The following is a 22,283-nucleotide window of genomic DNA, read 5'->3' as shown; positions in this document are numbered from 1 at the left end:
TATCAGATCGATTCGACTGGCTACGATCTTTTTGCGGCTCTCCGGCGGCGATCTATTGGCCGACTGCAGCCCCGACGTTGCTGCCGGTCGTCTGGACGCTATCGCCAACGGAGCCGACGGTATTGCCGGCAGACGCACCGAGACGGCGGATCTGCTCCCCATAGTTCTGGCGCGTGCGCGGATCGAAGATTGCGATCGGCGCGCTAACGGCCACACTGGCCGCGCTGCCGACCGTCTGAGCCGCGCCGATGGCGACCGCGCCGACCGCTTCGCCAATGCCGACATCGGAATCGGTGATCGTCTGGCCCTCGATCAAACGGTCGCCGATCAGCTTGACCACCTCCGGGCTCTCGGCGAATTTGCCGTGGTTCAGACTGTCGCCGGTCTTGAGCTTGGTGAGATCGAGCACGGTGATGCCGTGCTTTTCCAGCGCGCTGCGATAGGGCTCGACGGTCGGGTCGATCTGGCCAAGGCGGTCGACATTGCCGGAGATGCGGCGCGACAGCGATAGCGCGCGGTCGTCTCGCGAGACGAACAGGGTGAAATGCGGCGGGTCCTTACCGAGCGCTGTAAATTGCTGACCGAAGACATTCACGTCGAGGTCAGGAGACGCGAGGATAACGTTCTTGATCTTCGGTGCGACACGGCCGTCGCGGATTGCCATCTGCCTCAGAGCTTCGACAGCAAGCCAGGTGCCCATGGAGTGGGCCATGACGGTGACATCGCCGACAGACGGGTTGGAGGCAGCGCGATGTAGTAGCTCCTCCAGCGCATCGCGGGAATAGTTGGCGCTTTCCTTGTCGTAGGCATAGTCGAAAATGCTGGCGCGCGACGGCCAGGTGAAAACGACCTGCGCGACATCGGCATGGGAATCATGGACGATCTGTGCGAAGCGATAGACCGAATCCTCATAGCGATTGTTGAAGCCGTGCACAAAAATCAGCACGCGCTTGCTCTTCGGCAGATGCGTGCGCAGCCAGGCATGATCGTCGGCCACACTCATCATCGGCTGTACCGAGGTCGTGACGAAATTCTTTAGGGGATCGCCGGGCAGCCGGCTCGGCCATTGCACTTGGCCGACCTTGCGATTGGCCTCCGGCGGGATCGAGACGGTGATGGCATCCACCTTCAGATCAGGACCGCGTTCTCCGGAAAACAGGATCGCCGGATTCTTGTCCGGCAGACGGGTGGTGGCGACCAGCAGATCGACCTTGGAGGTGCCCGGAACATTTTCGACTACCGGCTTCATGACACCGATGGGACGGCCGCCACAGGCGGTCAAGGACAGCGCTGCGACGACTACGATAGCCCGGAAGAAGGTCTTTCCCCATTTGCCAGCATCTTCCATGCGCCGCATCGCGCAGACCCTCTTCATCACAGCTTCGATGTCGCGGCACTCTAAGCATGGAAGGTCATGGCGCAAGCCGCGTTCGCCGTCTTCGCAACGTGATGTAATGCTAATTCGTCGCGGCGAGGCAAAGGCGCAACGGTGGGTTGGAAGAAAGTGGCCGGGGAGAATTTGGACAAACAGGAGAAATAAAAAGAGCCCGATGCGGGAGGAGGATGCATCGGGCTCTTGATCCGGATTGGCAACTGGGAGGAGGAGGAGTGTTGCCAATCTATGAAGGAGCGCTGGGAGGAGGAGATGCGCTGCCTTCGAGGGGGTAGATATAACTGCCGGGCAGGCATTAACAGACCGGCTTTCGCAATGCAGCAATGCACGAAATGCAAAGCTTCTATCCTCATGGACCGCAAATGCCGCATATCACCTGCAATTCGAGCATTTCAGCGCCTATTTTACAGCCGCAAAATACGAACGCATGAATTTCACATAGTCGTGATCCGTCATTTCGCGGCGTGCCCTGATGAATCCGCGGGCATCATCGCCGATGAGATAACGCAGGCGATCACTCCCATCCGTCACTGATTCGTAGATGACATCGGCGACATCGGCGGACGTGATCTTGCGGGCTGCGGTCATATTGGTGAAGGCCTTTGCCATATTGGCGACGAACGGCGCATAATCGGCAGGCATGTCGGCAAGGGCATTGTCCTCGGCGGAGCGCTGGCTGAACCTGGTTTCGCTGACACCGCCATGCGGAATGACCAGCTTGACGCCGATATTGAGGTCGAGCAGCTCATAGGCCAGCGCCTCGGTAAATCCTTCCAGCGCAAACTTGCTGGCGCAATAGAGCGAGATCATCGGCAGGGTGAAGAGGCCGGCGCCGGAGCTGACATTTACGATCGTGCCCGCTCTGTTGGCACGCAAGTGCGGCAGGATGGCACGCGTGACGTCCATGACGCCGAAGACATTGACGTCGAACTGCTGCCTGATCTTTTCCGGCGGCACGCCTTCGAAGACGCCGTATTGACCATAGCCGGCATTATTGACCAGCGCGTCGATTCTGTCGAAACGGTCGATGCCGGCGCTGACTGCGGCTGCGATGCTTTGCTGATCGGAGACGTCGAGCCAGGTGACTAGCACATCGTCGAGCGCTGTCAGCTCGGTCTCCTTATCAGGCGATCGCATGGTGGCGACGACGTTCCAGCCCTTGCCGTGGAAGAGTTTGGCTGACGCCTTGCCGATTCCGGAGGACGCGCCGGTGATTAGAACTGTTTTTTGCATCGTCTTGCCTTTCTCGCTCGAAGGATTCGCTTTCGGGCAAGAGATAATGCGTTAGAACTATGCGAATAAGCGGCATATTGTGGCATGCGGTGATGAGAGAAATCGTACAATGAGCAAAACTGGGCAGAAGACCGGCCTTGTGGAATTGAACGCCGTGGCTGCCGTTGCCGCGGCGCGGAATTTTCGCGTAGCCGCCCGCGAACTCGGCATGTCGGCCTCCGCACTTAGCCACGCGATCGCGACGCTGGAGGCGCGAATGGGCGTAAAGCTCTTCAATCGCACCACCCGCAGTGTCTCGCTGACGGAGGCGGGCGAGGAGTTTCTGAGCCGGGTGGGCCCGGCGCTCAGGGAGATTTCGGATGCGATGGAAGCGGTCAACCAATTCCGCGCCACGCCGACAGGAACACTGCGCATCAACACCGCCGAGGGCGCGGCGCGCGGACTGCTGATGCCCTTCGTGTTGGAATTTCATCGGCGCTTTCCCGACGTGCATGTCGACATCGTCACCGAGGGCAAGATGATCGACATCGTTGCCGATGGCTTCGATGCGGGCATCCGCATTGCCGAAACCGTGCCGCAGGACATGGTTGCCGTGATGCTGAAAGCCGAGGAGCGGCTGATCGTCACCGCCGCCCGTTCTTATATCGAAAAACGCGGGCGGCCGGAGACGCCGCAGGATCTGCTGGCGCATGACTGTATCCGCCTGCGCCTGCCGAGCGGCACGGTCTATCGCTGGGAATTCGAACGCCATGGCCAGGAAATCCGTCTCGACGTTCAAGGGCCGATGACACTGCAGAGTGCCGAGCTGATGCTGGAAGCCGTGCTCGGCGGCGCCGGCATCGGTTACATGACCGAACGCACCGCGGCACTCGGTCTCGCCGAGGGCAAGCTCGTCCACCTGCTGGAAGACTGGACGCCGCCGTTTCCGGGAATATGCCTGTACTACCCGAGACATCGCCATGTGCCGGCAGGGCTCAAGGCGTTTGTCGGCGTCATCCGGGAGATGACCAAAGCATAAGCGGCGGCCGCTTCGTCAGCGACCGCCCCTTCACTCATTTATTTATTTAAGGCAGCCGTCAACTAGCGGCAAATGCCTTGTTGCCTTCGGCATCGAGCGCGGAGAACTCTTCATCGGACAGCGTGATGTTTACCGCCGCAGTGTTCTCTTCGAGATGCTTGACCTTGCCGGTGCCGGGGATCGGCAGCATGACGGGGCTGCGCTTCAGAACCCAGGCGAGGGCGATCTGGCTCGGAGCAGCGCCGTGCTTCTTCGCGATGATATCGAGCAACGAGCCCTCCTTGGCGAGATCGCCGGCAGCAAGCGGGAACCAGGGGATGAAGCCGATATTGTGCTTTGCGCAATAATCGAGCACGTCTTCGCTGGTGCGGTCGACGAGATTATAGCGGTTCTGCACCGTCACCACCTTGAAGTACTTCGAAGCGGCTTCGATGTCGGAGACTGACACTTCGCTGACGCCTGCATGGCGGATAATCTTGGCATCGAGCAGCGACTTGACCGCATCGAACTGTTCGGCTGCCGGCACCTTGGGGTCGATGCGGTGAAGTTGCCAGAGATCGATCTGTTCGACACCGAGATTGCGCAGGCTCTTATGCGCCTGCTGGATCAGATACTCCGGGCGGCCGACGGGAACCCAGAGGTTAGGCCCAGTGCGGGTCAGCCCTCCCTTGGTGGCGATCACAACCTTGTTGTCGTAAGGGTGCAGCGCTTCCTTGATCAGACGTTCGGAAACGTCGGGACCGTAGGAATCGGCCGTATCGATAAAGTCGATGCCGAGATCCGGGAGGCGCTTGAGAGTGCGGACGGCTTCGTCGTGATCCTCCGGCTCGCCCCAGATGCCGGAGCCGGTGATGCGCATTGCGCCGAAGCCCAGGCGATTGACGGTGAGATCCCCGCCGATCTTGAATTGACCGGACTTGGCTGCGTTGAAATCTGACATGGTTTTCGTCCCTGTAGTTTGGTTGACGTTATTCAAAATCCGTAGAAGCCGAGACTTGTTCCCAGGCGTCGAACTCGCTTTTCAGCAGGCCAAGCTTTTCGCGAACGAGACTGATGGCGTCGCGGCCTAACAGGAGATGGGTCGGCGGTTTGTCGGATGCAATGAGCTGCAGCATAACTTGCGCAGCCTTCTTCGGGTCGCCGGGCTGTTTGCCGCTGCGTTCGAGGCGGCGCTGACGAAGCGGTTCGAAGACTTCGTCATAATCGGGGATCGAGCGCTCGGCGCGCACCATCGAACGGCCGGCCCAATCGGTGCGGAAGCCGCCGGGCTCGATGGCGGTCACATGAATGCCGAAGCTCTTGACCTCTTTCCCGAGGCTTTCGGAAATCCCCTCCAGCGCGAACTTGCTGCCGTGATAGAAGGAAATGCCGGGAAGCGTGATGAGGCCGCCCATCGATGTGATGTTGAGGATGTGGCCGGCCCGGCGCTTGCGCATATAGGGCAATACCGCCTGGATGACGGCAACAGGCCCGAAGACATTGACTTCGAACTGGCGGCGCAACTCGTCGATCGTCGATTCCTCGACCAGACCTTCATGCCCATAGCCGGCATTGTTGACGAGAACGTCGATCGGGCCGATCTCGTTTTCGACCGCAGCGACGGCGGGCGCGATGGCGGCGGTGTCGGTGACGTCGAGCAGCTTGCCGAAGGCAAAGCCCGGTTTCAGCGCTTCGAACGCGGCGCGGTCGGCTTCCTTGCGCAGTGTGCCGACAACCTTATGGCCCGCGGCAAGAGCGGCCTCGGCAAGCGCCCGCCCGAAGCCCGAGGAAACGCCGGTGATGAAAAAGGTCTTGGTATCGGATTTTGTGTCGGACATGGCGATATCTCCCTGTTGAATGAGGTCAACATAGGCCAAGGCGACATTTTCGATAATCTCATCAATCGGAGATGACCTTTTTAGAAAAACTGATTAATTTCCAGCAAAAGTGAATCGTTCGGAGAGCATACATGCGGCAGGACGTGTTGGACGGGCTGGTGACCTTCGTCATCGTCGCAGAGGAAAAGAGCTTTTCAGCGGCGGCCGTGCGTCTCGGCGTGTCGCCCTCGGCGGTCAGCCAGTCGATCAGCAAGCTGGAGGGCCGGATGCGGCTGGCGCTCTTCAACCGCACCACCCGCAGCGTCAGCCTGACCGAGGCTGGCTTGCGCTATCTCGAACGCGTCGTTCCCGCCGTGCATGATCTCACCGCCGCTGCCCAGGAGCTTGGCGAGTCCGTCGACAGGCCGGCCGGACTGCTGCGCATCAACGTGGCGCGCGCCGGCTATATGATCGCGCTTCAACCGATCCTGCGCGATTTCCTCGATGCCTATCCGGAAATCGAGTTGGAGGTGCGCATCGAGGGGTCGTTGGTCGATATCGTCGGCCAAGGCTTCGATGCCGGCATCCGCTTTGGCGATCTGGTGCAGCGCGACATGGTGGCGGTGAAGATCGGCCCGGCGATATCGGCCCATATCATTGCCGCGCCCAGCTATCTCGGCCGACACGGAATTCCGAAACATCCGCGCGATCTCCTCAACCACAATTGCATCGGCTTTCGCCATTCATCCAGCGGCCAAGTCGAGCGATGGGAATTCGAAAAGGGTGGCGAGAAGATCGAGCTTGCCGTCAACGGCCGGCTGATCCTCAACGATTCCGCGGCGCTGACGCAGGCAGCACTCGACGGCATCGGCATCGCCTACATGATCAACGGCTATATCGACCGCTTTCTCGACGACGGGCGGCTGGTACGCATCCTCTCCGACTGGAGTCCGGCGCTCGCCGGCCTGACGCTATATTACCCCGACCGGCGCCGCGTGCCGGCGAAACTCCGGGCGTTGATCGACTTCCTGCGCCAGCGGCGGCACGTCGAACCTCCGCAAACGGCAGGTGCCCTGACCTAAAATCAACGATTGGGTTTGCGTTGCCGCAACAAACTGCCGAGATCGGCAAGTGCGGTCCAGAGCTGTTCGAGCACGTGACGGGCGAAATCCTGTAGCGACAGCTCCCGCGGCCCTTCGTTCCAGCGCTCCCCACCGATGCGCAGCGCGCTGACGACGATCGTCGACAGCAGGCGCAGGCGGAACCGCTCCTCTTCGCCGCCACCGGAGCGAGCGAAAAGCGCATCCGTCAGCTTTCGTTCCAGTTTGGCATATTTCAACTGATCGCGGGCGCAAAGCGCCGGCGTATCGCGGATCAAGGCTGCCAAGGCGAGGCGCTGCGGATCCGACGTGGCGGCAAGCAGCGCCGAGCTTAGAGCGCCCTCAATGACTTCGACGATCGATGCATCCTTGGGCTGCGCAGCGATGGCATCGGCCAGATCGCCGGAGAAGCTGTCTTGCCAGGCGAAAACCACCTCTTCCTTGCTCGGAAAATAATCGAAGAAGCTGCGCTTGGAGACATCGGCGGCCTCGGTGATGTCCTCGATCGTCGTGCCGTCGAAGCCGCGTTCAAGGAACAGCGTCAGGGCCACCGCCTCGATGCGCTCGCGCGTCTGGCGGCGCTTGCGTTCGCGCCGACCTTCCTTCACTTCGCCGTCGATCTCTTTCACATCCGCCATGAACTCCCCCCACTCTACGCACCCGCTTCCGGCCGTTCCATGTCGGCCGCACCGGTCTCCGCAGCAGGAACCGCGATTCCGGCATTCTCTTCCCTGCTAGGATATTTGGAGCGATCGATCGAGATCTCTAACGATTTTCTGCGCGAAATCCGGTAGACGCCAGCCGGCGGAATGTTGCGTACCGTGCTGCCGACGCGCGCCGCTTTCAGGCCGAGACGATCGAGGATCGGCCGCGGCACCGGACAGCGTGGGCCGTAAGTGAACTGATAGAAGACAGCGCCGGACCTCATCGTCGCAAAGGCACCGCCGATGATCGCGGCGATCTTGTCCGGAGACATAGAGAGCAACGGGAGGCCGCTGACGACGGCGCCGAAGGGTGCATCGGCAAACAGGCCGCATTGTGCGAGCTGAGCCGCATCCATTTGCACCACGCGCGCCTCGGGAAAGCGGCCGCGCAGCCGGACGGCAAATTCCTCGCCGAATTCGATCAACGTCAGGTCAGTTTCAGGGATGCCGCGGGCGAGCAGCGCACGCGTGAAGACGCCGGTGCCGGGGCCGAGCTCAAGGATCGGGCCATTGAGCGGCTCGATCTCCTGCGTCATCAGCCGGGCCAACCGCTCGCCGGACGGCGCGATCGCCGCGACACGCATCGGATCGCTCACCCAGGAGCGGAAGAACTGAACGAAATCGGCACATGTCGTCTTTGTCGTCATTCCAGGAATCCAATCTGCAGCAAAGATATCGAATATGGACGCGATTCACGTCCGAGCAGCGTGGCAATTCGAAGGCACGGCGGGCAATTGCGCGGCCAATATTGCTGATATGCAAGCCATAATCGCGAGCTGTGCTTTATCTATTGTATTTTTGCATTAAATGCAATAATGTACCAGATACAGAATATCTGAAATTGCTCTCCGGAGATCCTCATGCCGAATTGGACCGTGAAAGACATTCCCTCGCAGGTTGGCCGCATCGCCCTCGTCACCGGTGCCACCAGCGGCATCGGCTACGAAACCGCCAAAGCACTGGCGGGTGCCGGCGCCAAGGTGATCATAGCCTCGCGCAACGAACGCAAAGGTGCCGAAGTGCTGGCCGAAATCCGCGCGGCAACGGCTGGCGCAGACGTCACCTTCGAGCCGCTCGATCTCGCCAGCCTCGATTCCGTTGCCCGCGCCGCCAAGCGCATCAGTGCTTCCGTGCCGCAGATCGACCTGCTCATCAACAATGCCGGCGTCATGGCCATTCCGGACAGGCATGAAACGGAAGATGGTTTCGAGATGCAGATGGGAGCCAATTATTTCGGTCATTTCGCCCTGAACATGAGGCTGCTGCCGAAAGTCCTCGCCGCTGCGAACCCGCGTGTGGTTACCGTCAGCAGCCTGGCGCACCGCAGCGGCAAGATCAATTTCGACGATCTGCAATGGAAGAAGAGCTACAGTTCCTGGCGCGCCTATTGCCAGTCGAAGCTGGCGACGCTGATGTTCAGCCTCGAATTCGACCGGATCGCCTGCGCCGAGGGCTGGAGCCTGATGAGCACGGCCGCCCATCCTGGTTTCGCCGTTACCGGCCTGCAAAGCACCGGCCCGCGCATGGGTCGCGATAGGCCGGGCCTTCTTGAACGGTTCGGCAAATTGATGGAACCGGTCCTGTCGCAGTCCGCCGCGGCAGGTGCGTTACCGACGCTTTTCGCCGCGACGTCGCCCGACGCAGAGGGCGGCGTCATGTACGGTCCCGATGGCTTTTATGAATTGAAGGGGCCGCCTGTGCGAGCCAAGATCGTGCCGTATGCACAAAATAAAGCCATCTGGCGGCGTCTTTGGCAGGTGTCTGAGCAGCTGACCGGGCTGAGGATGCCGGCACCTGTCATGGCGTAGCGGTCATCTCTTCCCCACCGGAGCGGAATCCTTCCAAGGCTTCGATCGCTTGCGCAATGCGGAATCGTGAGTTATGTAGATAGATAGGAAGCCTATCTATCTTTTTTGACCATGCGCGAAACCGGACATCTCCAGGACCTAGAAGAGGCCATGGCGCTTGCTGAAGCATTGCGCCCCGCCCTGCATCGCCTCTATCGGCAGTTGCGGCGCGAGGTCGAAGACCCCGGCATTTCGCCGCTGCAGGCTCTTCTCCTCGTCGCCATCCTGCGGCAGCCGGGCATTGGCGTCGCGGAGCTGGCGCGGCTGGAGAAACTGCGCGGGCCGACAATATCGGGACACATCAAGGCGATGGAGCGCGAAGGCCTCGTCGCCCGCGCCGCTCCCGATCCCGAAGACAGGCGGCGCAGCGGTCTCGTCGCCACGGACAAGGGACGGGCTCTGATTAAAGGCATAAAACAGCGGCGAACCGACTGGCTCGCCTTCGAACTCGCCAAATTATCGCCTGAGGCGCGCGCCGCCATCTGCGCCGCCATCGGCCCGCTCGGGGACATCGGACAGTGACCGCACAAATTCAAAAAGCCGCTCCGAAACCGGAGCCAACCGAAGGCGATGCACCCGATCGCCGCGAAATCCGCGCCGTCATTCTCGGCCTGATGATTGTTCTCGGCCTCGGTGCCATCGACCAGAGCATCGTCGCGACCGCCCTGCCGCGCATCGTCAGCGATCTCGGCGGTGTCACACATCTGTCCTGGGTGGTCAGTGCCTATGTGCTGGCCTCGACCAGCACCATGCCGCTTTATGGCAAGCTCAGCGACCAATATGGCCGCAAGCCCATGATCTATGCTGCGATCCTGATCTTTCTCCTCGGCTCGGTGTTGAGCGGCATGGCGCAGACGCTGCTACAGCTCATCATCTTCCGCGCCATTCAGGGACTTGGTGCCGGCGGGCTGATGCCCCTGGCGCAGATCATCATCGGCGACCTCGTGCCGCCGGCCAAACGCGGCCGCAATCAGGGCTCGATCGTCGCCGTCTTTGCCGTTTGCAGCATCCTCGGACCGATCGTCGGCGGCATCATCACCGATCTCCTCTCCTGGCATTGGATCTTCTACGTCAACCTGCCGATCGGCGCGGTGGCGCTCGTCATGATCGGCCGGGCCCTGAAACGGCCGCATCAGGCGCGCAGCCGCCGCATCGATTATCTCGGCGCGGTGCTGCTGACCGCATGCACGACGGGCTTCCTGCTGGCACTCGCACTCGGCGGCAATGAATGGGCCTGGAATTCACCGCAGATTATCGGTCTTGCGACCGGTGCCCTGGTCCTCGGCATCCTCTTTGTCCTTCATATCCGTCACGAGCCGGAGCCGGTATTGCCGCTTGACCTTTTCCGCAACAGACTGTTCGTCGTCGCCTGCGTCGTGCTGGCGCTAACCTTCATGGGCATGCTTGGGGCGACGCTGTTCTTCCCGCTGTTCTTCCAGATGGTGATGGGCGTCAGCCCCTCGCGTTCCGGCCTCCTGACCGGGCCGCTGATGATCGGCGTGGTCATCTCCTCGATCGTCAACGGTCGCGTGCTGCTGCAACGCTCCGGTCGCTACAAGCCGGCCCAGCTTTTCGGCCTCACCCTCGCCACGGTGGCTTTCGCGGTGCTCGCCTGGGCAGCCGCCACCAGCCAAGGCTTTGGCATCATCGAACCCTCGGTCTTCGCGCTTGGTCTCGGACTTGGCCTGGTGATGCCGAACATGACGATCGCGGTGCAGAACGCCCTGCCCTATGCTCATCGCGGCGTTGGCACGGCAACGCTTGCCTTCTTCCGCTCGCTCGGCGGTCTCATCGGCGTCACCGGCTCCGGCGCGATCCTGGCGTATCGCGTGCGGCAGGCGACGGGGCCGTCCGGCAGCCTCGACATGTCGTCGCTGACCGAAAGCGGCCTCCGGCAACTCGCCACCGCGTCGCCGGAAGCCCATGCCGCGGCAATAGCGCTTTACCGCCACGCCATCGCCATGACTTTCGCCACCGGAACCGCCATCGTGGCGGTGGCATTGGTCGTGCTGCTGTTCCTGCCCGAATTGCCGCTAAGGACTCATCATGGCGATGGCGCTCAGCCTGCGCGCTGAGGCCATCACAAGCCCCAGGTAAGTCCTTCATCTTACAATCGACGGCATCATGTGATGAGCACCGCCCGCTCACCAGCCACATTGGGAAGGAACGACCTATGGTCTCCGCACTGACCACCACCCGATTGCTCGCATCGCAAATGGCGCTGCAGCTGCTGCAGACGCCTGATCCGTCGCAGGATTCGAGCAGCGACCCTCTGTTGGGCAGCAGCAGCGGCAGCGATCTCTCCAACCTGCCGTCGCAGTCACAGGCATCGCTCACGAACATGCTCAACGGCCTGTCGGCAAATCAGACCGACAATACGGCAGCCCAGCCCGATCCGGATTTGACCAGCAGTTCGTTCATGGATCTTCTGAAACAGAACCTGCAGGACGCGGTCAAAAGCGAAGGTACGGGAGGCCAGGCACAGGCGATGCTCGATGCCCTCGACAACGGTACGCTGACGGTTTCCGACCCGACGAAGGGCGCTTCGATCAAGGCTTGGGACGTCAATGCCGCCAGCGAGCAGGGCATGACCAGCAAGACCGCCGACACCATCCCCACCAGCGATTGGAACGACTTCCTGAAAGCTCATCTCGAACGCGGCTCCGATGGAACCTTCGTCAAGAACACGGACGGCAGCTTCGTCGACAAGACCACCGGCAGCGAAGCCTATTTCGGCCAGGTCGGATCGCAGTATTACTACATCACCTGGCCGTCGGCATCGGCTACCTCAGATACAAATGCATCGAGTTCAGATGCATCCGCGGCAGCCGACAAGGCGAGCGCCTGATCGTGGCAGGTGACATCTAGGCCGCCGAGAAATCCTAGATTCGACAACCTCTCACAGTTCATTTTTCGGCGACCTCCTTGCCCTACCTGCTTTGGCCGTGCCTTACTGATCGCTACCAAACGGCTTGCAGACAGGGAGGCATGGCATGGGCAGGTTGGACGGCAAGGTTGCGCTGATTTCCGGCGCGGCGCGGGGGATGGGCGCGGAAGAGGCCCGCCTCTTCGCAGCAGAGGGCGCCAAGGTCGTCTTGGCCGACGTGATCCATGACCAGGGCCGCAAGCTCGCTAAAGAGATTGGCGGCCTATACGTACCGCTCAACGTGGCAAGCGAAGCGGATTGGAACGACGCCATCGCCGCCATCGAAAGGAATTTCGGGGCCTTGCAAATCCTCGTGAACAACGCAGCCATCCTGCGGCGCGCACCGATCGAGGCATGCTCGCTCGACATGTACGAAGAGGTGATCGCGGTCAATCAGACCGGCGTGTTCCTCGGCATGAAAACCGCCGTCAGGCTGATGAAGAATACCGGCGGCAGCATCGTCAACATATCGTCCACGGCCGGCATCCGCGGCCCGGCCAACAATGTCGCCTATGTCGCCTCGAAATTCGCCGTGCGCGGCATGACAAAGGTCGCCGCCAACGAATTCGCCCGATACGGCATCCGTGTCAATTCCGTGCATCCCGGCCTGATCGAAACGCCGATGATCGACCCGTTTCTCGACCAGGAGGGCATCGACGCCTTTGCGGCACGCCAGCTGATCAACCGTCTCGGCACTGCGCGCGAGGTCGCGGAAATGGTCCTCTTTCTCGCTTCGGATGCGTCCGCTTACTCCACCGGCGCGGAGTTCATCTGCGACGGTGGTGTGACGACGGGGAACAGGCAGTAGAGATCAACCAAGCCCCAAATGGGTCGTCGAGCCATCAAGCGCGCCGACAACGGTGCCGCCGGACGGTGATGGCATCGGGAAGAAATGATCCCTCGCCGCGCCCGCGGAACCGCCCCCGCCATCCTTCCTGAGACCGCATGCTGGCGTCAGCACAACCCTACATCCGAATGAAGAATGAGGTAACCAATCGTAGGATGTTCCTCCCCTTTTGGACGAGATGACAAAAGTGTGAACGGGGATCACATTTTCGTGAAATTCCCTGACGCCTCTGTCATTCCAAAGGATTTCAATCATGCCTACAGCGGTCGTGACGAAAACAGTTCCCCAGCAAAAGCGTAGTATCGAGGTGGGACCGAATGCTTTCAGAAATGACTTCAATAAAAGGTCATTTCAGTTCAGTCACAACTTGGTCGGGCATCGACTGTTCTCGCTTCCGCGCCTTGCTGAACTTGCGAAATCCTTGCTTGCGGACACGAGCACGAGAAGCGTGCGCTGGCAGGCGGGCGGAGCACCCGTAGACGCCGGCTGGGCCGTGCCGCTGCACGACAAGGTGGAAAGCGTCAACGAAGCGATCTCGAATCTGGCGGAATCAGGATCGTGGGTGCTGCTCTACAGCGTTCAGCGCGATCCGGAATATCGCGCATTGCTCGATCAGCTCATGACCGAAATCCTTGCCGACACCGGTTGCTCGCGGGACGAAGTCACGTGGGAAGACGCCTACATATTCCTGGCCTCCCCTGAGGCCGTAACGCCCTATCACATCGACCATGAAGCAACATTTCTGTTCCAGATCCACGGCAACCGAACCGCCAACATATGGGACGCAAACGATCGTTCCGTCTTGCCCGACAAGGAAATCGAGAAATACTACATCGGCGATCTCAACGCCGCCAAATATACCATCGAAAAACAAAGCAAGGCGGCGGTCTATGCCCTGAACCAGGGGACGGGCGTTCACCACCCGTCGAAAGCGCCACATGCTTTCAAGAACGGCGATGTCTATTCGATCGCTCTTGGCATTCATTTCTGTGTGCGCGATTGCGACCGGCAGGCCTCCGTCTACCAGATGAACTATCTCCTGCGGCGCTGCGGCCTGAAGCCGACATCGCCCGGCAAGTCCCAATGGCGCGACAATTTGAAGACCTCGATCATCGGAATGTTTGCCGACAAGAAACCTAAGACCAAGCACGACATGCTACGCTCCGGCTTCAAAAGGCTGACCGCGCCGTTACGCGTCGTTTGGAAGTAAAGGCACGAGCGGTCGGGGTGTAAAAGCAGCATAATCTAACCGAAACGTGTAATTTCATCGACAGGTGGCATCGGTGAAAGCGGCGGATTGCTTTTGCTAATATATTGGTTCAATCTTCGTCACTGACGACGCACCAAGCGTCGTCACACCCAGCGGAGGAATGACCATGAGAATTGTTGCAATTTTCGCAGCTACTGCGGTTATCGCTCTCATCGGCACCGGCGCCATGGCGCAAACGACGACGACCCCGTCGACAACGACAACGACGCCGATGACCACAAACAAGCCGGCGGCCACCATGAAAACGCCCGCAACCACGGCCAAGCCAAAGGCAACAACGACTGCGCAAACGGACATTTCAAAGGCTTGCTCAGCGCAGGCGGACGCAAAGGGGCTTCATGGCAAAGAACGCTCCAAGTTCCGCGCCCAGTGCAAGAAAAGCGGAGGTAAGATGTAAGCAGATCGAGTGCGGCCCTACGGTCGTCTCGGCGGCATACATTTAAAATATACTGCGTAAGGTCGTCACCACCGACTTCATGAGCGCCTGCCTCAGCAGGCGCGACAGCTATATCATGAGCGATATCTACACTCTCCAGTGGCCTCGCGAGGTGCCCCATGAACACGGATTCGGCTCGTTTCGTCGGTGATATTCCGCAGCACTACGACACCGGCATGGGGCCGATCATCTTTGCCGACTATGCGGCCGAAACCGCACGGCGCGCGGCCGCTTTCAGGCCCGGGCGGGTTCTTGAAATTGCCGCCGGCACCGGAATCGTCACGCGCCGTCTGCGCGATGCCTTGCCCTCCGGCGTGTCCCTGACAGCCACCGATTTCAACGCACCGATGCTGGAGATCGCCCGCAAGAAATTCGGCTCCGCCGATCAGATCGATTTCCAAACCGCCGACGCGACGCAACTGCCTTTTGCAGCCGACAGCTTCGATGCCGTCGTATGCCAATTCGGCCTGATGTTTTTTCCCGATAAGGACAAGGCCCATCGCGAAGCGTATCGCGTCCTTGCCCACGGCGGTGCCTATCTGCTCAGCGTCTGGGACCGGATGGACTACAATCCGTATTCCCTCATCGCCCACGAGGTCGTCGGACGTCTTTTCCCCGCCGATCCGCCACAGTTCTACACCGTGCCGTTTTCCTGCGCCCCAATCGACCCGATCAAGGAATCGCTCATCGATGCTGGCTTCTCCGACATCACGATCTCAGTCCTGAGATTGGAAAAGGAAATCTACGACACCGCAGCCTTTGCCCGCGGCCTCGTCTACGGCAATCCTGCTGCGGAACAGATCCGCTCGCGACAGGGCGCGGAACCCCAACAGGTCCTTGAGGCGATCTTGCAGGAGATTCGCCGCGCATTCGGCGACAAACCGGCACGCATGCCTCTGCAGGCGATTATTTTTTCCGCAAGGAAGCTATGATTTTACCGGTGCAGGCCGGTGCCTCCACCGAAAGTGGTAGCAGCGTTCTCCGAGACCACGATCGTGGGAACTGGTATGATTGGCGTTGCGGCTCGCATTCTCCCGTAAACCTTCGCCGGAGTTACCCAATGTCGCTTGTCTACAGACCTGCTCGGGCTGACGATTTGGCTTCGACCGATGCCTTGGTGGTTGCCACCATCAACGACCTTACCGTTCGGCATGGCTTCGGCCAGATGGCGAGCGCAAGCCCTCCCAACTTTCAGCTGTTTTCGCTCAACGACGACCCTGATGGCCTGTGGGTTGCGGAGGACGGTGGAGACATTCTCGGCTTTGCCTGGAGCTGGGTTTGCGGCGATGCTTGGTTCCTCGCCCAGTTGTTCGTCGACCCCACCCGACAGGGCCAGGGTATCGGGACTGAACTCTTGGGGCGAACCATGGAGCACGCCCGGAGATCGGGAGCGGCCCACAAGGCACTTATTACCTTCACCTTCAATCGCGTCTCGCAGGGACTTTACATGCGGCATGGCCTCTTTCCCAAGATGCCGATCTACGCGTTCAGTGCCGCGCGCGAACGGGTAGTGCAGGATTTGCCGGCGCCGCCACTAGAGACCATCGCGATCGACGACAGCGCCGCGACCATGGAAAAACTTGTCGAGATCGACTCCCGCGCCATAGGCGCCTCGCGTGCGAAACATCACCGCTATTTGCTCGACGACGCAGCAAACACAGGAGTACTGCTCTGCGCCGGCAGCGACTGTGTCGGCTACAGCTATGTCAGCTCCGGCGGGCACATCGGCCCACTGGCGGTCAAGCGGCCCAACCTTCTTCGCGACGCTTTTGCGACTGCTTTGAAGCTGGCGGTAGATCGCTCCGCAGAGAAGGTGTCGGCGTTCCTGCCGGGCACATGCGACAGCGCCTTGAGCCTTGCGGTCCAGCAAGGCATGCGGATCACCTTTCCAATGCTGTTGATGGCATCGCCTGGCTATGGCGACTGGACTCAGTATCTGCCGCGAAATCCAGGCTTTATGTGATCCGTCATTTGCTGGTGGCGATATTCCACAGCATTACCCCCGCCGATCCGCCGCAGTTCTACACCGCGCCGCTTTCCTGCGCGCAAATGGCCCAATCAGCGAATTGCCAGTGGGTGCGCCGGAGCTAATAAAACCGGGAACTGCGTTGCGCGGAACACTATGATTTCGCATCGGAAGCCAGCTGATAATTTCCAATATCGAGACAAAGTAGCATTCGCTCTGCGGCGATCGAGACCAGCCGATAATCGCGGGGATAACTCTCATGAAAACTACGCCCAAATTTCGCGCCGTTTGACGTGGCGTGAATTCAATGTGCAATTTATTGGGGAAGTCGAGCAACGCTGAATCGCCCGGCATGCGGTCTCAAAAACCAACAACGCCAAGCGATCGAGGCAAACGGAGATGATCTTGAAAGAATATGAGACCAGTGCAAACAGCAGCGGCATCCGCCAACCAACTGTCGCGCAGGAACAGCGAGGCATGGGCCCACGCCAGCCGTTGAAATCACCGGCAAATCCTGGAGCTGGCCATGGGCCGAGACAACCAGCTGCTCCTGCACCGTCTGCCCCTCCGGCGCCTCCGCCAAGCAAGGAGTGATCACAGCGATGGATCGCGACCAGATCCGATTCAACGTACTTCGAAATGCGCTGTATCACACGTCCCGAAGACTTACATTTGATCGCTGGAATCGCTGGTTCAACTTCGCCGTTATTCTTCTAGGGGCAACGGCTATGAGCAATCTTTTGCAGCGCTTTGGAATTGATGTCTCTCAAGGCGCCGTTGGGGCCGCAGTAGCAGCTGTGGGCGCCGCTCAGCTTGTATTTGACTTTGGCGGCAAATCCCGTGACCACCAAAGTCTGCAGCGCGACTACTATCATCTTCTGGCAGACATCGAAGAGAAGATAGATCCCACACAGGCGGAGCTCGCATTGTGGTTCGGTAAAATGACGCGGATTGCAGGTGATGAACCGCCAACGCTTCGCGCTCTTGACGCCAAAGCCTATAACGATGCAATCGGCGCTACCGAATACTACTCGCCCGATCAACGCATCCATATCCCATGGCATCACCGTTTCCTTGGCTTGGTCTGGGCATTCGAGGGCTACGATTATAAAAAGCTGTGCGAGATTCGGGGGGCAAATAAACAATCCCTCTGAAGTTGGCTCTGAACGACAGGCGACTAGCCTTTGCTCTCAAAGATTTGAGGCGGCAGCTTATGCGCCGCCAACACATGCAAGAGACAACAACCCAACAGCCAAATAACTGAAAGAAATGGCGCACCCGAAGAGATTCGAACTCCTGACCCCCAGATTCGTAGTCTGGTGCTCTATCCAGCTGAGCTACGGGTGCGTGGCCGAAACGGAAGAAACCGTTGGCGTGGGCGGTTCTCTAAAGGGTCCCTCCGGGGAATGCAAGTGGATTTGTGAAAAAGATCACGATTTTTGCAAACAGTATCGCGAAGAGGCTGAAAACTCTCAGTTTTCGTGGAGGCTGCGGCTGCGGTAATCGTCGAGCGAGACCGGACGGTCGGGAATTTCGATGCGGAACTGGGTGCCGGCGGCGGGTTTTTCCACCAGCGCGATGGTGCCGCCATGGGCAAGCACCAGTTCGCGGGCGATCGCCAGGCCCAAGCCCGTGCCCCCGGAGCGGGCGGAGCCGCGAAAGGCGGTGAAGAGGTTTTCCCGCGCCTTCTGCGGCATGCCGGGGCCGGTATCGTCGACGGTGATGCTGACGACGCTGCCGATGCGGCGCGCCGAAACCGTGATGCGGCGGATGCTGTCGGGCGCGGTCTCGGCAAAGGCCACCAGCGCCTGGTGAGCGTTGCGGCAGAGATTGTGGATGATGCGGAACAATTGTTCGCCGTCGGCGTCGACTTCCAGGTCGGGGCTCATCTGCGCGAAGAATTCGATGCCGCTTTCGGGATCGATCGCCAGGATATCGCGCACCTCGTCGATGAGCTCGAGCAGATGCATCCGGCGGCGGCGCGGCGCGGATTCGGAAGTCTGGCCGAAGGACAGGACCTCGGTCGTATAGCCGACGGCCCGGTCGATGGTACGCAGAAGCTTTGGCGCGAAGCGCTTGACCATGGGATCATCGACGTCGACCAGGCGGTCGGACATCAATTGCGCAGCCGACAGGATGTTGCGCATGTCGTGGTTGATCTTCGACACGGCGAGACCGAGAGCGGCAAGATTCTTCTGCTGCTTGAGCGTCTTCTGCAGTTGCGACTGCATGGAGGCGAGATGGTGTCCGGCCACGGCGAGCTCGTCCCGCCCCTCGTCCGGCACCAAGACACGGTTCGGATCCTCCGGATCATCGGAATAGGCCTGCATGCTGTCGGTCAGACGGCGGATCGGGCGAATCATCATGCGATTGATGGCGAAGAAGATCAGGGTCGCGGTGAAGAGCGAAATCAGGATCGAGACGAAAAAGACGCTGGCTGAATAAGCAAGCATGGCGCTGCGTAACCGAGTGTCCTTCAACACCACCTCGATGCCTGTGCTGGCATCGCCGCCGACCGGGCCGAAGACGCGGATGATGCGGTTGCCCCCGAACAGCAGCGTGTCCAGGGCATCGCGGATCGCCGTCAGCTGCGAAACATCGCTCAGATCATATTGTTCATCGACGGAGGCCGGCATCTCGGCGGTCGCCAGCAGCCGCGACGTGCCTTCCTTGCGCAACACGATGGCGCGCGTGCCCGTCGCCATCAACGTCTCCTTCTGAAGCGCGCGCGGCAGCTCGACCGGCTGCAGACCGTCGATGACGATTGCCGCCGCAGCGGCCGTGTTCAACCGGTCTTGCAACCAGCGCAGCCGCATATTGGCAACGGAAGGAACGAAGATCAGCACTTCGGCGAGCAGGATGAAAATGACGGTGAGCATCAGAAGCTTGCCGGAAAGGCCACCGAAAATCCCGGTGGGGCGGTAGAAACGCAGGTGCGTCCGAGCCTCGGCCTTGCCGCCTTCGCCGACGTTCCTGTCTTGCTCACTATCCATTTCGGCTGTCCCGCTTTGTTGCAAAGCGATCTGATGACGACATATCGAACGTAGATAATAAGAGATTGTGACGGTTTTTCCAATCGCTTCTGTCACAATGGGGCGGATGGATCATGCCGGCGGCGGGAAAGGCGCGTCTGCACGCGCTTCCCGCTGCTGCCCAGGGATCAGAATTCCTCCCAACTCTGCGCAGCGGCAGCACCGCCGCCCGCAAAGGCGCCGGCGACCTTGCCGATCATGCGGCGCGCGGGCGAAGCCACGGGGCGATGCGTTTCGGCGCGCGCCGGCGCCGGGGCGGATGCCGCACCCGTGTCGACCTTGAAGCGGGCGACGAGACGGACGAGACCATCGGCTTCAGCCGAGAGGCGATGGGTGGCGGCGGAGGTTTCCTCGACCATGGCGGCGTTGCGCTGCGTCACCTCGTCCATCTGGTTGACGGCTTTGTTGACCTCGGTGAGACCCGTCGATTGTTCACGGGCGGCCGTCGCGATCGAATGGATATGATCGTTGATCTTCAGCACCCGCGCTTCGATCGCTGCCAGCGCCTCGCCGGTTGCCTGCACCAGCTTGACGCCGACCTGAACCTGATCGCCGGATTTGCCGATCAGCGCCTTGATGTCCTTGGCCGCAGTCGCGGAACGCTGCGCCAGTTCGCGCACTTCCTGAGCGACGACGGCAAAGCCCTTGCCCGCCTCGCCCGCACGGGCCGCCTCGACCCCGGCATTCAGCGCCAGTAGGTTGGTCTGGAAGGCGATTTCGTCGATGACGCCGATGATCTGGCTGATTTCGCCCGAAGCTTGCTCGATGCGGCCCATGGCGTCGACGGCGTTGCGAACCACCGTGCCGGAGCGAGCCGCGTTTTCCTTGGCTTCCGTCACCATGACGCTTGCCTCCTGCGCGCGCTCGGTCGAGCTTTGCACGACGGCGGTGATCTGATCGAGCGCCGCCGAGGTCTCTTCCAGGGCAGCGGCCTGCTGCTCGGTGCGCTTCGACAGATCGTCGCTGGCGTGGCGCAGCTCATAGGTGTTGGAATTGATCGAACCGGTCGTCTCGCGCACTTCGCGCATGGTGCTCTTGAGAGTCGCAAGGGTCGCGTTGACGTTCTGCTGCAATTCGGCGAAGGCGCCCTGGAACTCGCCGCGCATGGTCTGGGTCAGATCGCCCTCCGCAAGGCTGGCAATGACGCGACGGAACTCGCCGACGCCTGTATCCACGCTCGCAAGCAGTTCGTTGATGTTGCCGGCGAAGCGATTGAGGTTGACGTCGCCATAATCCTTGTCGATGCGGCGGCTAAAATCGCCGGAAGCGGCGGCGGCAACGACGCGCGACATGCTGGACTGCAAGTCGTCGCTCTTGGCGCGCATCGCCGTTTCCTCGGCGTTCATGCGGCGCACGGCATTGCCGTTCTGCTTGAATACATCGACGGCGGCCGCCATCTCGCCGATTTCGTCGGCGCGTCCAGCAAAGGGAACCTCGATATCGAAGTTGCCGTCAGCCACCCGCTTGATCGTCTCCGTCACCTTGCGGATCGGCCGGCTCAGATGTGCTGTCCCGATATACATGCCGAGGCCGACGCCGGCACCGATACCGGCCACCATGATGCCGAGTACGGCCCACATGATCGTTTGGCGAAAAGCCGTGATATCGGCATTGACGGCGGCAAGTGCTGCCTTGTCGGCCTGGACGACAGCATCGATCTCAGCCTGGAAGGCCTTGCGGTTGGCGCGGTTGGCGTCGTTGTTGCCTTGTTTGTTGGCGGCATCCGGACCCTCGGTCACACCAAGGCGGGCGGTCTCGGTCCGGAACGTGCGGAAATCCCTTGCGCGGTCCTGCAATTTTGCGAATTCGGCTTTCTGCACGTCGGGGACAGATGGCGACCAGGCGGCCAGCACCTTGTCGATTTCGTCGAGGTCACTCATCAACCCATCGGCGAAGCTCTTGGCATCCTTGGCGGAAGCGGACGCATAGATGCCGCGCGATTCCATCACGACCGCGGTCACGTAGCGGTTCAGATGCTCGCCCATATAGGCGCGGTTCGCTGCCAGCTCATAGGCCTGAAGCTGCCGGTCATATTGATTGACCGCATAAAGAGCGGTTGCGCCGATCAAAAGCGCTGCACCGGCCATCACGGACACGAGCAGATTAATTTTACCACGAATTTTCAAGGGTGTGCCCTCTAGCAACCGAAGACCTCAGAAAGCCAGGGTTTCCCGGCATATCCTTAAATATCGACTAAAATTATTAATGCTATCTTGCGCTATTTCGAATATAAATTCAGAAGCACTTTCGCTAGTCTGACGGCCGCGAACAATAGTCTTATCTAATATTATTAATTCTGAATATTTATAATTTGTCGTGCTGCCCGAGACGGGCATCGCCGGGACGCATCGGCAGACCGGAGCTCATATCGGTGAGGGACGCCGGGTTCCAGGAATCTTTGGCGGGCATAATTGACTTCCGGGGGCTTGATCCTTATAAGCCCGCGCACGTCCGGCCATGGAGCCTGCCTTTGCGGGCCAAGTCCGTTCGCCATAATCAACAACGCTCCTTGCTTTTAAAGCAAAGCTCAAGAAGGGCCGCACTCCGCGGTGTTTAAATAAATGAAGCGTACCTATCAACCATCCAAGCTTGTCCGCAAGCGTCGTCACGGTTTCCGTGCGCGCATGGCCACCAAGGGCGGTCGCGCGGTTCTTGCCGCTCGCCGTAACCGCGGTCGCAAGCGTCTTTCGGCCTAAGAGCCGGAATGCCCGATAA

At 60.3% G+C, this 22,283-nt stretch carries 21 protein-coding genes and 1 tRNA gene; 12 read left to right on the top strand and 10 right to left on the bottom strand.

Going from position 1 to position 22,283, the window contains the following annotated elements:
* Nucleotides 1-52 precede the first annotated feature (52 nt).
* Together PY649_RS09595 and PY649_RS09590 are read right to left on the bottom strand one after the other, a co-directional pair.
* Nucleotides 53-1,357 carry an alpha/beta hydrolase gene (locus PY649_RS09595; RefSeq protein WP_285868062.1) on the bottom strand — a complete coding sequence of 435 codons (1,305 nt, stop codon included), beginning with the start codon at nucleotides 1,355-1,357 and terminating at the stop codon, nucleotides 53-55.
* A gap of 435 nt (nucleotides 1,358-1,792) precedes the next feature.
* Entirely contained in the window at nucleotides 1,793-2,626 is an 834-nt protein-coding gene (locus tag PY649_RS09590) for an SDR family oxidoreductase (protein WP_285868061.1), read from the bottom strand.
* Nucleotides 2,627-2,735: 109 nt separating this feature from the next.
* On the opposite strand from PY649_RS09590, the gene PY649_RS09585 reads away from it, so the two are divergent.
* Nucleotides 2,736-3,644 (top strand): LysR family transcriptional regulator, encoded by a 909-nt coding sequence (locus tag PY649_RS09585; protein WP_285868060.1) that lies wholly within the window; start codon nucleotides 2,736-2,738, stop codon nucleotides 3,642-3,644.
* A gap of 58 nt (nucleotides 3,645-3,702) precedes the next feature.
* Here the strand turns inward: PY649_RS09585 and PY649_RS09580 are convergent, their stop codons facing one another.
* Together PY649_RS09580 and PY649_RS09575 are read right to left on the bottom strand one after the other, a co-directional pair.
* Entirely contained in the window at nucleotides 3,703-4,584 is an 882-nt protein-coding gene (locus PY649_RS09580) for an aldo/keto reductase (protein WP_285868059.1), read from the bottom strand.
* Between the two features lie 28 nt (nucleotides 4,585-4,612).
* Nucleotides 4,613-5,461, bottom strand: coding sequence for an oxidoreductase (locus tag PY649_RS09575; RefSeq protein ID WP_285868058.1), 849 nt, complete (start codon nucleotides 5,459-5,461; stop codon nucleotides 4,613-4,615).
* A gap of 131 nt (nucleotides 5,462-5,592) precedes the next feature.
* Between PY649_RS09575 and PY649_RS09570 the strand changes: the two genes are divergently transcribed.
* Nucleotides 5,593-6,522 (top strand): LysR family transcriptional regulator, encoded by a 930-nt coding sequence (locus PY649_RS09570; RefSeq protein WP_285868057.1) that lies wholly within the window; start codon nucleotides 5,593-5,595, stop codon nucleotides 6,520-6,522.
* A gap of 2 nt (nucleotides 6,523-6,524) precedes the next feature.
* On the opposite strand, the gene PY649_RS09565 is transcribed toward PY649_RS09570, so the two are convergent.
* Nucleotides 6,525-7,178, bottom strand: coding sequence for a TetR family transcriptional regulator (locus tag PY649_RS09565; protein ID WP_285868056.1), 654 nt, complete (start codon nucleotides 7,176-7,178; stop codon nucleotides 6,525-6,527).
* 14 nt (nucleotides 7,179-7,192) lie between these two features.
* On the bottom strand, nucleotides 7,193-7,891 hold the full coding sequence (locus PY649_RS09560; RefSeq protein ID WP_285868055.1) for a class I SAM-dependent methyltransferase: 699 nt from the start codon (nucleotides 7,889-7,891) through the stop codon (nucleotides 7,193-7,195).
* 213 nt (nucleotides 7,892-8,104) lie between these two features.
* Here PY649_RS09560 and PY649_RS09555 point away from each other — a divergent pair, with 213 nt between their 5' ends.
* From PY649_RS09555 to PY649_RS09530, 6 genes are all read left to right on the top strand, one after another.
* The gene (locus tag PY649_RS09555; protein WP_285868054.1) at nucleotides 8,105-9,052 is read left to right on the top strand and encodes an SDR family oxidoreductase; all 948 of its coding nucleotides are present in this window, start codon (nucleotides 8,105-8,107) and stop codon (nucleotides 9,050-9,052) included.
* Nucleotides 9,053-9,202: 150 nt separating this feature from the next.
* Nucleotides 9,203-9,613 (top strand): MarR family winged helix-turn-helix transcriptional regulator, encoded by a 411-nt coding sequence (locus PY649_RS09550; protein WP_285868053.1) that lies wholly within the window; start codon nucleotides 9,203-9,205, stop codon nucleotides 9,611-9,613.
* Entirely contained in the window at nucleotides 9,610-11,166 is a 1,557-nt protein-coding gene (locus PY649_RS09545; RefSeq protein ID WP_285868052.1) for an MDR family MFS transporter, read from the top strand. The genes PY649_RS09550 and PY649_RS09545 overlap by 4 nt, the downstream gene beginning before the upstream one ends.
* Before the next feature lie 98 nt (nucleotides 11,167-11,264).
* A complete protein-coding gene (locus PY649_RS09540) occupies nucleotides 11,265-11,939 on the top strand; it encodes a hypothetical protein (protein ID WP_285868051.1) in 675 nt (224 codons plus the stop codon).
* A 145-nt stretch (nucleotides 11,940-12,084) separates the two neighbouring features.
* The gene (locus PY649_RS09535; protein WP_285868050.1) at nucleotides 12,085-12,825 is read left to right on the top strand and encodes an SDR family oxidoreductase; all 741 of its coding nucleotides are present in this window, start codon (nucleotides 12,085-12,087) and stop codon (nucleotides 12,823-12,825) included.
* 487 nt (nucleotides 12,826-13,312) lie between these two features.
* The gene (locus tag PY649_RS09530) at nucleotides 13,313-14,074 is read left to right on the top strand and encodes a hypothetical protein (RefSeq protein ID WP_285868049.1); all 762 of its coding nucleotides are present in this window, start codon (nucleotides 13,313-13,315) and stop codon (nucleotides 14,072-14,074) included.
* Between the two features lie 96 nt (nucleotides 14,075-14,170).
* Here the strand turns inward: PY649_RS09530 and PY649_RS09525 are convergent, their stop codons facing one another.
* A complete protein-coding gene (locus tag PY649_RS09525; protein ID WP_285868181.1) occupies nucleotides 14,171-14,431 on the bottom strand; it encodes a hypothetical protein in 261 nt (86 codons plus the stop codon).
* 258 nt (nucleotides 14,432-14,689) lie between these two features.
* On the opposite strand from PY649_RS09525, the gene PY649_RS09515 reads away from it, so the two are divergent.
* The 3 genes from PY649_RS09515 (at nucleotide 14,690) to PY649_RS09505 (ending at nucleotide 17,690) form a co-directional block, all read left to right on the top strand.
* Nucleotides 14,690-15,502, top strand: coding sequence for a class I SAM-dependent methyltransferase (locus tag PY649_RS09515; RefSeq protein WP_285868048.1), 813 nt, complete (start codon nucleotides 14,690-14,692; stop codon nucleotides 15,500-15,502).
* A 128-nt stretch (nucleotides 15,503-15,630) separates the two neighbouring features.
* Nucleotides 15,631-16,533 carry a GNAT family N-acetyltransferase gene (locus tag PY649_RS09510; RefSeq protein WP_285868047.1) on the top strand — a complete coding sequence of 301 codons (903 nt, stop codon included), beginning with the start codon at nucleotides 15,631-15,633 and terminating at the stop codon, nucleotides 16,531-16,533.
* Nucleotides 16,534-17,138: 605 nt separating this feature from the next.
* Nucleotides 17,139-17,690, top strand: a complete 552-nt coding sequence (locus tag PY649_RS09505) for a hypothetical protein (RefSeq protein WP_285868046.1) — start codon at nucleotides 17,139-17,141, stop codon at nucleotides 17,688-17,690.
* Between the two features lie 116 nt (nucleotides 17,691-17,806).
* Here the strand turns inward: PY649_RS09505 and PY649_RS09500 are convergent.
* From PY649_RS09500 to PY649_RS09490, 3 genes are all read right to left on the bottom strand, one after another.
* Nucleotides 17,807-17,883: transfer RNA gene (locus PY649_RS09500), tRNA-Arg, on the bottom strand.
* Nucleotides 17,884-18,008: 125 nt separating this feature from the next.
* Nucleotides 18,009-19,529 (bottom strand): sensor histidine kinase, encoded by a 1,521-nt coding sequence (locus PY649_RS09495; RefSeq protein ID WP_285868045.1) that lies wholly within the window; start codon nucleotides 19,527-19,529, stop codon nucleotides 18,009-18,011.
* Between the two features lie 167 nt (nucleotides 19,530-19,696).
* A complete protein-coding gene (locus PY649_RS09490; protein WP_285868044.1) occupies nucleotides 19,697-21,694 on the bottom strand; it encodes a methyl-accepting chemotaxis protein in 1,998 nt (665 codons plus the stop codon).
* A 435-nt stretch (nucleotides 21,695-22,129) separates the two neighbouring features.
* Here PY649_RS09490 and rpmH point away from each other — a divergent pair, with 435 nt between their 5' ends.
* Entirely contained in the window at nucleotides 22,130-22,264 is a 135-nt protein-coding gene (gene rpmH / locus PY649_RS09485; RefSeq protein WP_283056961.1) for a 50S ribosomal protein L34, read from the top strand.
* Nucleotides 22,265-22,283: the final 19 nt, after the last annotated feature.

This window comes from Rhizobium mayense (assembly GCF_030272705.1).
Taxonomy (GTDB): Bacteria; Pseudomonadota; Alphaproteobacteria; order Rhizobiales; family Rhizobiaceae; genus Rhizobium; species Rhizobium mayense.
The sequence above is the reverse complement of the archived record's forward strand: the minus strand, read 5'-3'. Positions and strand labels throughout refer to the sequence as shown.